Annotated in this window: 10 protein-coding genes and 1 pseudogene; 7 read left to right on the top strand and 4 right to left on the bottom strand. The window is 65.5% G+C overall.

All coding sequences use genetic code 11. The annotated features are described in order from the left end of the window. The 4 genes from cysD to VEI45_RS16675 all read left to right on the top strand — a co-directional run. On the top strand, nucleotides 1–903 hold a 903-nt coding region (cysD, locus tag VEI45_RS16690; RefSeq protein ID WP_324855150.1), incomplete at its 5' end, for a sulfate adenylyltransferase subunit CysD. Then, nucleotides 903–2,756 carry an adenylyl-sulfate kinase gene (cysC, locus tag VEI45_RS16685; protein ID WP_324855148.1) on the top strand — a complete coding sequence of 618 codons (1,854 nt, stop codon included), beginning with the start codon at nucleotides 903–905 and terminating at the stop codon, nucleotides 2,754–2,756. The genes cysD and cysC, both read left to right, overlap by 1 nt. Next, the gene (locus tag VEI45_RS16680; protein ID WP_324855146.1) at nucleotides 2,753–3,490 is read left to right on the top strand and encodes a 3'(2'),5'-bisphosphate nucleotidase CysQ; all 738 of its coding nucleotides are present in this window, start codon (nucleotides 2,753–2,755) and stop codon (nucleotides 3,488–3,490) included. Before cysC ends, VEI45_RS16680 begins: the two co-directional genes overlap by 4 nt. 54 nt (nucleotides 3,491–3,544) lie before the next feature. Continuing rightward, nucleotides 3,545–4,027, top strand: a complete 483-nt coding sequence (locus tag VEI45_RS16675; RefSeq protein WP_324855144.1) for an RrF2 family transcriptional regulator — start codon at nucleotides 3,545–3,547, stop codon at nucleotides 4,025–4,027. Between the two features lie 31 nt (nucleotides 4,028–4,058). Here the strand turns inward: VEI45_RS16675 and VEI45_RS16670 are convergent, their stop codons facing one another. Then, nucleotides 4,059–4,448 (bottom strand): VOC family protein, encoded by a 390-nt coding sequence (locus VEI45_RS16670; RefSeq protein WP_324855142.1) that lies wholly within the window; start codon nucleotides 4,446–4,448, stop codon nucleotides 4,059–4,061. Between the two features lie 50 nt (nucleotides 4,449–4,498). Further along, nucleotides 4,499–4,912: a VOC family protein gene (locus VEI45_RS16665; protein ID WP_324855140.1), complete on the bottom strand. Its 414-nt coding sequence runs from the start codon at nucleotides 4,910–4,912 to the stop codon at nucleotides 4,499–4,501. Between the two features lie 77 nt (nucleotides 4,913–4,989). Between VEI45_RS16665 and VEI45_RS16660 the strand changes: the two genes are divergently transcribed. The 3 genes from VEI45_RS16660 (at nucleotide 4,990) to VEI45_RS16650 (ending at nucleotide 6,929) form a co-directional block, all read left to right on the top strand. Next, the gene (locus VEI45_RS16660) at nucleotides 4,990–5,868 is read left to right on the top strand and encodes an LLM class flavin-dependent oxidoreductase (RefSeq protein ID WP_324855138.1); all 879 of its coding nucleotides are present in this window, start codon (nucleotides 4,990–4,992) and stop codon (nucleotides 5,866–5,868) included. Between the two features lie 44 nt (nucleotides 5,869–5,912). Further along, nucleotides 5,913–6,299 (top strand): DUF2237 domain-containing protein, encoded by a 387-nt coding sequence (locus tag VEI45_RS16655; protein ID WP_324855136.1) that lies wholly within the window; start codon nucleotides 5,913–5,915, stop codon nucleotides 6,297–6,299. 312 nt (nucleotides 6,300–6,611) lie between these two features. Beyond that, nucleotides 6,612–6,929, top strand: a complete 318-nt coding sequence (locus VEI45_RS16650; RefSeq protein ID WP_324855134.1) for a hypothetical protein — start codon at nucleotides 6,612–6,614, stop codon at nucleotides 6,927–6,929. A gap of 62 nt (nucleotides 6,930–6,991) precedes the next feature. On the opposite strand, the gene VEI45_RS16645 is transcribed toward VEI45_RS16650, so the two are convergent. Both VEI45_RS16645 and VEI45_RS16640 read right to left on the bottom strand, forming a co-directional pair. Beyond that, nucleotides 6,992–8,410 carry a GTPase gene (locus VEI45_RS16645; protein WP_324855132.1) on the bottom strand — a complete coding sequence of 473 codons (1,419 nt, stop codon included), beginning with the start codon at nucleotides 8,408–8,410 and terminating at the stop codon, nucleotides 6,992–6,994. A 94-nt stretch (nucleotides 8,411–8,504) separates the two neighbouring features. Continuing rightward, nucleotides 8,505–8,888, bottom strand: a pseudogene (locus tag VEI45_RS16640) (hypothetical protein); the annotation flags it as partial.

Genomic DNA, 8,888 nt, shown 5'->3' with positions numbered 1-8,888 from the left:
GTCCCCGGGCAATATGAACTGAGCCATCTGCGCTCGCTGGAGGCCGAGGCCATCCACATCATTCGCGAGGTGGCCGCCGAGTTCGAGCGTCCGGTCCTGCTGTTCTCCGGCGGCAAGGACTCGATTGTGATGCTGCATCTGGCGCTCAAAGCCTTCCGGCCCGGCCGGCTGCCGTTCCCGGTGATGCACGTCGACACCGGTCACAACTTCGACGAGGTCATAGCCGCCCGCGACGAGCTCGTCGCGCAGAGCGGGGTTCGGTTGGTTGTGGCATCGGTGCAGGACGACATCGATGCGGGCCGGGTGGTCGAGACCATCCCGTCGCGCAACCCGATCCAGACGGTGACGCTGCTGCGCGCGATTCGCGAAAACAAGTTCGACGCGGCGTTCGGCGGCGCCCGGCGTGACGAGGAGAAGGCACGCGCCAAGGAGCGGGTATTCAGCTTCCGCGACGAGTTCGGACAATGGGACCCCAAGGCGCAGCGGCCTGAGCTGTGGAACCTCTACAACGGGCGACACCACAAGGGTGAGCACATCCGGGTGTTCCCGCTGTCGAACTGGACCGAATTCGACATCTGGGCCTACATCGGCGCCGAGAAGATCGCGTTGCCGTCGATCTATTACGCGCACCGCCGCAAGGTGTTCGAGCGCGACGGCATGCTGCTCGCGGTGCACCGTCACATGCAGCCCCGCGCCGACGAGAAGGTGCTCGAGAAGACCGTGCGATTCCGCACCGTCGGCGACGTCACCTGCACCGGCTGCGTGGAATCACCCGCCGCCACCGCCGCCGAGGTCATCGCCGAGACGGCGGTTGCACGGTTGACCGAACGCGGGGCCACCAGAGCAGACGACCGGATTTCTGAGGCCGGGATGGAAGACCGCAAACGGCAGGGGTACTTCTGATGGGTGCATCAACCACATTGCTGCGCATTGCCACGGCCGGCTCCGTCGACGACGGCAAGTCCACCCTGATCGGGCGGCTGCTGTATGACTCCAAGGCCGTGATGGAAGACCAGTGGGCCTCGGTAGAAGCCACCTCGAAGGAACGCGGCCACGACTACACCGACCTGGCGCTGGTCACCGACGGGCTGCGCGCCGAACGCGAGCAAGGCATCACGATCGATGTCGCCTACCGCTACTTCGCTACTCCCAAGCGCAAATTCATCATCGCCGACACCCCCGGTCACACCCAATACACCCGCAACATGGTGACCGGGGCATCGACTGCCCAACTGGCCATCGTGCTGGTCGACGCCCGCCACGGTCTGCTCGAACAGTCCCGTCGGCACACCTTCCTCGCGTCGCTGCTGGGCATCGAGCACATCGTGCTCGCGGTCAACAAGATGGACCTGATCGACTGGGACAAAGAAGCTTTCGAGGCAATTCGCGACGACTTCCACGCCTTCGCGACCCGCCTCGACGTTCACGACGTGCTCGCCATCCCGATGTCAGCGCTGCACGGCGACAATGTGGTGACCAAGTCGGACCGCACCCCGTGGTACGACGGGCCGGCGCTGTTGTCACACCTCGAGGAGGTCTTCATCGCCGGTGACCGCAACCTGGTCGACGTTCGGTTCCCGGTCCAGTACGTCATCCGGCCGCAGACTCGTGAGCACGCCGACCACCGCAGCTACGCCGGCACTGTGGCCAGCGGCGTGATGCGTCCGGGCGACGAGGTGGTCGTGTTGCCGACTGGCAAGCCCAGCCGGATCACCGCCATCGACGGGCCGACCGGACCAGTGGCAGAAGCGTTTCCGCCGATGGCTGTTTCGGTCAGCCTCGTCGACGACATCGACATCTCGCGCGGCGACATGATCGCCCGGCCCACCAATCAGCCGAGGGTCGTCCAGGAGTTCGATGCGACCGTGTGCTGGATGGCGGATGGCTCGGCGCTGGAACCCGGGCGTGACTACCTGATCAAACACACCACCCGAACCACGCGGGTACGGGTCGCCGCGCTGGACTACCGGCTCGATGTCAACACACTGCGCCGCGACAAGACCGCAGAAGCATTGCAGCTCAACGAACTTGGCCGCGTTTCGCTGCGCACCCAGGTGCCGTTGCTGCTCGACGAATACACCCGCAACCCAAGCACCGGGTCGTTCATCCTGATCGATCCCGACACTAACGGCACCGTGGCCGCGGGCATGGTGTTGCGTGAGGTATCGGCACGCTCGGCGAGCCCCAACACGATGCGGCACAAGTCCCTGGTGACCGCCGAGGACCGGATGACGCGCGGTCGCACGCTGTGGTTCACCGGACTGTCCGGTTCCGGCAAGTCGTCGGTGGCGATGCTCGTCGAGCAAAAGCTGCTCGAAAAAGGCATTCCCGCTTATGTTCTCGACGGCGACAACCTGCGGCACGGTTTGAATGCCGACCTGGGCTTTTCCATGACGGACCGCGCGGAGAACCTCCGTCGGCTGGCACACGTGGCGGCGCTGATCGCCGATTCCGGGCACACCGTGCTGGTGCCGGCGATCAGTCCACTGGCCGAGCATCGCGAACTGGCCCGCCGGGTGCATGCTGACACCGGGCTCGACTTTCTCGAGGTGTTCTGCGACACGCCGCTCGAGGATTGCGAGCGCCGAGACCCAAAGGGGCTCTACGCCAAGGCGCGTGCGGGTGAGATCACGCATTTCACCGGCATCGACAGCCCGTACCAGCGGCCAAAGAATCCGGACCTGCGGCTCACGCCGGACCGCAGCTGCGACGAGCTGGCGCAGCAAGTCATCGACTTGATCGAGTCGCGACGTTGACCGACCACTGTGACCACGAGGTGGCGGCACGGCTGGCCACTGAAGCTGGTCAGCTGCTGCTCGCGGTGCGCGACGAGCTGGCCGACGCTACGGAAGCCGAGCGAAAAGCAGCGGGGGACAAGCGGTCCCACGACTACTTGATGGATGCGCTGGCTCGCGAACGCCCAGGCGATGCGGTGCTCTCCGAGGAAGGCGCCGACAACCCGGTACGGTTGCGTTCCGAGCGGGTGTGGATCGTCGACCCGTTGGACGGCACCCGGGAGTTCTCCGAAGTCGGCCGTCAGGACTGGGCCGTCCACGTCGCACTGTGGCAATCGGGTGAGCTCGTCGCCGGCGCGGTTGCGCTGCCGGCGCAGGGCGTCACATTGGCCACGCCCGATCCTGCGCCGCCGCCGGCATCGGTGGAATCGCCTCGAATCGTGGTCTCGCGCACCCGCCCACCGGCGATCGCGCTGCAGGTCCGCGATCACCTGAACGGCAGGCTGGTCGAGATGGGATCGGCCGGCGCGAAGGTTGCCGCGGTGGTTCAGGGTGTGGCCGACGTGTACGTGCACGGCGGTGGACAGTACGAATGGGATTCGGCGGCGCCGGTCGCGGTAGCCCGCGCGGCCGGTTTGCACACGTCGCGTCTTGATGGTTCGCCGCTGGAGTACAACCGGCCCGATCCGCTGCTGCCCGACTTGGTGGTGTGCCGACCCGAATACGCCGACGCGGTGCTGGCGGTGACCGGTTGAGCCACCTTGGCGCTTAACCTTGAATGATTGCCCGACGGTGGGAGGATCCAGTCCATGCGCATGTCGGCCAAGGCGGAGTATGCCGTGCGGGCAATGGTCCAGCTGGCCACCGTCGACGGCGGCGTGCGGGTCAAGACTGAAGACCTGGCGCATGCCCAGGGCATCCCGCCGCAGTTTCTCGTCGACATTTTGTCCGACTTGCGTACCGATCGCCTGGTGCGCAGCCACCGCGGTCGGGACGGTGGGTATGAATTGGCTCGTCCTGGTTCCGAAATCAGCATCGCCGATGTGTTGCGCTCAATTGACGGCCCGCTGGCCAGCGTTCGTGATGTCGGTCTCGGCGACCTACCGTATTCCGGTCCGACCGCCGCGCTGACCGACGTCTGGCGAGCGTTGCGGGCCAGTATGCGCTCGGTGCTGGAGGAAACGACGCTGGCCGACGTCGCGGCCGGCGCCTTGCCGAATCACGTGGGTCGGCTGGCCGACGACTATCGTGACCAGGAAAGCAGGCGCCACGGCCCCCGCAACGCGGGGTAACGCTAGTTGCGTCTGCTCGCTGGGCGAACCGTCAGCCGCCTGAGCCGTAGGGGCGGGTGAGAATCTCCAGGTAATGGCCGCCGGGGTCGCGGAAATAGACCCCGCGGCCGCCGTCTCTGGTGTTGATCTCGCCTGGTCGATGACCGCCCGGGTCGGCCCAGTGCTGCAGCCCGCGGGATTGAATCTTGCCGTAAATCGCGTCGAAGTCATCCTCCGCGACCAAGAAGGCGTAATGCTGCGGTCGGATCTCCTGACCGTCAGGCACATCGGCATAGTCGAGGTTCGCGCCGTGCTCGAGCGTGACGGTCAGGAAGTGCCCGAACGGCACCGGACTCGGCAGCCCGAACAGCTCGGTCAGAAACTCCGCGGACTCCCGCTTATCGCGGGCGGTGACGATGGTGTGGTTGAAAGCGATAGGCATTGCGCTTGCCAGTCAACCACTCTGGGCAGCGCGTCACAATGCCCACAGCGCTACTTCGGCGCGGTCAGCTCCAAGGCGATATTGTCCGGGTCGCGGAACTCCAGGATGTACGACGGCCCGACGTCCTTGACCGGCTCGTGGCCAATGCCAAGATCGTCGAGATGCAATGCCGCAGCGTCTAATTCGGCCTTACTGGCGGCCCTGAATGCGATGTGGTCCAGCCCGCAGCGGTCCTCGTGGAAGCGGTCGGTGGCGACTGGCCGCAGCGCGATCAGCCCGCCGCCCATGTCGTAGATGACACCGCCGAACAGGAATCCCAGCTGGTTGCGGGTCGCCGCGTCGGCGTTCTCGGGGACCTCCAGCAGAACCGGCCAACTGAAGACGCTCTCGTAGAACTGTCGGGAACGCTCGATATCGGTGACGGTGAGCCGCACATGCGCGATGGAATTGGCGGTGATGCCCATCCCAGACATGCTGCCACGTCGGCGACGCGTGAGCACTGACCGGTCTGCATGCCAGAATCGCCGTCGTGCAGATATCGATGACCATGCCGGTCATGGAACCGGACTTGAATGCGGCGGTGCTGCGGGACTGGGCGCGTGCGATCGATGACGGCCCGTTCGCGTCGTTGTGCTGGGGCGAGCGGATCGCCTTCGACAACCCGGAAACCTTGACGCTGATGGGCGCGCTGGCCGCGTGGACCGATCGGGTACGGCTGGTGACGACGGTGATGGTGCCTCAGCTGCACGACCCGGTCATGTTGGCCAAGGCGCTGGCGACGGGGGACATGCTGTGCAGCGGGCGGCTGACCGTGGGCATCGGCGGGGGCGGTCGGCTCGAGGACTATCAGGCAGTCGGCGCGGATCCGGCGACACAGACCATACGTGGCATGGCCGAGCGGGTGGCGGTCATGAAACGAGTGTGGGCCGGCGAGAAGATCACCGAGTCTGTGCTGCCGGTGGGGCCGGCGCCGGTCCAGGCGGGCGGCCCGCCGTTGCTGATCGGAACCATCGGGCCGAAGACCCTCCGCAGCGCTGCGGCCTGGGCCGACGGTTTGGCCGGACACACGATGGACCTCGACGTCGTCAAGCAGAACGAATTGTTCGACGTGGCCCGTGCGGCCTGGGCCAAGGCCGGCAAGCCCACACCCCACCTGGCCACATCGTTCTGGTTCGCGCTCGGCGCCGTCGACGAAGCCCGACCGCAAGTGCACCGGCATCTGCGCCGCTACATGAATTGGATACCGTCCGAGTACATCGACGCGATGGCGCCGACCACCGGATTTGCCGGCAGCGAGCAGGAGCTGGTCGCGGTGCTGCGCAAGTTCGAAGCGGTCGGTACCGACGAAATCCAGCTCATCCCAACGAGTTCTGACCTCGTCCAACTTCGACGCGTGGCCGATTTGGTCAGGGCGATCTAGGCATAGCCGGGCGGATCTGGGTCTGCAGGCGAGATACTGGGCCGGTGTCTGAGCGCAATGTGTTGGGCGGCCCGCTGGAACCATGCGGTAGCGACCCGCTCACCGGCTTCTACCGCGACGGATGTTGTTCAACCGGACCGGAGGATCTGGGCTTGCACACAATCTGCGCCGTCGTGACCGCCGAGTTCCTCGAGCACCAGCGTGCGATAGGCAACGACCTTTCAACGCCCAGGCCGCAGCTCCGGTTTCCCGGTCTCGTGCCCGGGGACCGCTGGTGCGTCACCGCCGGGAACTGGCTTGTGGCGTACCGCGATGGCTGCGCCGCCCCGGTGGTGCTGGCCTGCACTCACGAGCGCACCCTTGGCGTGGTGCCCCTCGAGGCGCTGCGGGCGCACGCCGTCGACGTGCCCGATGACCTCGGCAGCTTGTAGGTGCGTTAGTAGCGCTAGGGTTTCGTGACCTCCACGACGACTGGATTGCTCGATGCGACGACAATTCCGGGAGGCGGGTCGATACAGACAACAAGAGGTGGTCCTCGAGACGGCGTTGGCCGCGATGCTTCAGCTCGGTGCACCGGGTCAAGCGGAGCGCCTGCTGTCGCGACATCGCGCGGCGCCCGCGCCGCAAGTGACCCGCGGCGCGGTGAACTGAGCGAGCGAGGTACGCCGAGACCTTCGACACACGGTGCGTTTTCGTCGTCCAAAGCACGCCGAAGTCCTCCGGTAGGCAGCAAGATGCCAACCATGAAGCACGTGATGACCATGGCGCTGATCGCCACCGCCATGCTGGCCGCGCCGGCAGGCCACGCGGACCCTGATCCCCACAAGCCCGATGTTGGTGCCAACTACTGCCCGGGTGGCGGGACGGTAGACGCGTCGTCCCCTGAGCCCTCGTGCGACGGCGTGCCCTATCCGGACGGCTCGTATTGGCGCGCGATAAAGCACGGCGCGTCCGCCGTGTTGGTGCAGTGCGTTGTGCCCGCTCCCGCGCCAGGTCCCTTCGCCGGTCTTGTGCCGCACGTGACCGGGCCGGTACCGGCGCCGCCTGGCAGCTGCCAGTAGGGGCGCGCAATGACATTCTGAAAGTTTGCCTGCTGCTGAAAGCTCTTGACGTCTAAGCAGTTTCACCGTCCGGCAAACAGAAGCTGATAGCTGCGCTCCAGAACGGTCCAGGCCTCGCGCTCGGCGGCTGAGAATGCGGCGAGCCGTTCACGTCGACATCGTAGGCAGGCTCGTTGAGCCGCGTCGTTGATGGTGGCCTGATCAGCGCCGGGCGGTAACCGCAGGCCCTCGGCGGGGGTGGCGGAAACGCTGAGGTGATCGAGCTCTTCGACAAGTGGATGAGTGGGATCCCACTGCAGCATCAATTCCAGTGCGGACACTTCATGCAGCCGATGCAGGCCCGGCTGCATACGCGCGGTCTCCAGGATCGAGTCGATGGAGGGCCGGTAGGGCGAAGCGGCGCCCAATTCCTGCAACTTAGGCAGGATCTGGCGAGCTTTCAGCACATCACTGCGGTACACGAACCGACGGGTGATCTGTTCTCGCACTGCGGTGAGTCCAGATTTGTCTGCCATCCACTGTGCAAGGGCGGCGGCCCCCGGTTCGGCCAGCTTGCGGCCGTACACAATGCCGTACTCGCCAACACATTCCAGGAGCCGGTCAACCTGCGGGTCCGTGTCGCTGGCATCGTCCTGGCCAGCGAGGATCCCGGCCAGTTCGAAGTCCTCGAGCGTGCCCAATTGTCGCAGTGCCCGTGCGTCGTCCTCGGTGAGGTGGCCAGTGAGGGCGGTTTCGGCCAACAGACCCGACACCGGCAGCACCGAGCCGGCGAGGCGACCGAGTTGACCTTTGAGACGTTCGGCGTGTTTGGCCGCCATTTCGAGCGGGTCGACGGAACTGAATGCGCCCTCGCCGAAGCTGTCGGCGTGCGATATCAGCGCAAGCGTGTCGACACGCGTGGCGCCCATCTTGTTTAGGACGGCCACTTCGTCGGCGCGCGGCGCGCCGTCGGTCAGGAACAACGTGCCATCGGGCCGCTCCAGGCCATGGCTTGACGAAGTGTCAACCAGGGCGCGTTGGGTTGCCGCAGAACTCGTCGAATTCATCGTCGCCAACCCGGGGGTGTCGATAAGTTCGTACTCGCGGAGCAGCCCCGACGGTATGTGGGCGATCACGTAATCAATCTCGGCAACGGGCCGGCCGAACTGGTCAGGGAGTCGATGCTGCACCGGAATCGTCGTCACGCTGTGATCGAGCCCGACCACCTCAACACGGGCCGGCGCGCCGAACCGATACCACGTCACGACTTGGGTGCATTCCGTCTCGTTGGTCGGCGCCACCCGCTGACCGACCAGCGCATTCAGCAGCGTCGACTTGCCGGCGTTAACCCTGCCAACCAACGCCACACGCAGCGGAGTTCCGAGACGGTCACGAAACCGCTTCAGCGCAGGTCCGTGCGTCTGACCCAGGTACTGCGCGACCGCGTCGATGACATCGGCGACGTCGGACACCAGCCGGCGCGAGTCGGATCGATCGACCATGACGTCACCCTCGTTCTGCGCGAAGCGATACACCGATCGTGCAGCGCAACAGTAGTCTCGGTATGAGCATGGCAAATATCAACTGTGCCATGCCTTACGAAGGCGCAGAAACCGCCGCCGGCGCAAATCTCGTCAGCTGAGTATCGATCTCGGCGATCATTTGACTGATGGCTTTTTGCCGGGCCTCGAGTTGCTTGAGCGCGTCGACCCGATCCGCGCGGGACGCCTTCCCCGCGGTTTCTGCGGCGGCGATCACCTGCTGCAGCTGTGACATCGATTCGGTGAGCTGCTGCCTGTGCTCGTTGACAATGACAGGCCGAATCGCATCTGACTTCTCTAGGATGTCCCGCGTGACATCTTTACTCACCGCGTTCATCGTGGCGCCGAGCCACTGCAGCAGGTTTTGTCGGCCCATCTTCAGCGCGCGAAAGCCCAAATTCACGCCCAGCCACGCTCCGCCGATTGCCAGAGTCAATGG

Origin of the sequence: Mycobacterium sp., from assembly GCF_035623875.1 — a bacterium.
Lineage (GTDB): Bacteria > Actinomycetota > Actinomycetes > Mycobacteriales > Mycobacteriaceae > Mycobacterium.
This window is presented reverse-complemented; position numbering and strand designations above follow the sequence as displayed.

Coding starts and splice junctions, on each gene's coding strand:
- cysC (WP_324855148.1), top strand. CDS start 903: ATGGGTGCATCAACCACATTGCTGCGCATTGCCACGGCCGGCTCCGTC.
- VEI45_RS16675 (WP_324855144.1), top strand. CDS start 3,545: ATGCGCATGTCGGCCAAGGCGGAGTATGCCGTGCGGGCAATGGTCCAG.
- VEI45_RS16670 (WP_324855142.1), bottom strand. CDS start 4,448: ATGCCTATCGCTTTCAACCACACCATCGTCACCGCCCGCGATAAGCGG.
- VEI45_RS16665 (WP_324855140.1), bottom strand. CDS start 4,912: ATGGGCATCACCGCCAATTCCATCGCGCATGTGCGGCTCACCGTCACC.
- VEI45_RS16660 (WP_324855138.1), top strand. CDS start 4,990: ATGACCATGCCGGTCATGGAACCGGACTTGAATGCGGCGGTGCTGCGG.
- VEI45_RS16650 (WP_324855134.1), top strand. CDS start 6,612: ATGAAGCACGTGATGACCATGGCGCTGATCGCCACCGCCATGCTGGCC.
- VEI45_RS16645 (WP_324855132.1), bottom strand. CDS start 8,410: ATGGTCGATCGATCCGACTCGCGCCGGCTGGTGTCCGACGTCGCCGAT.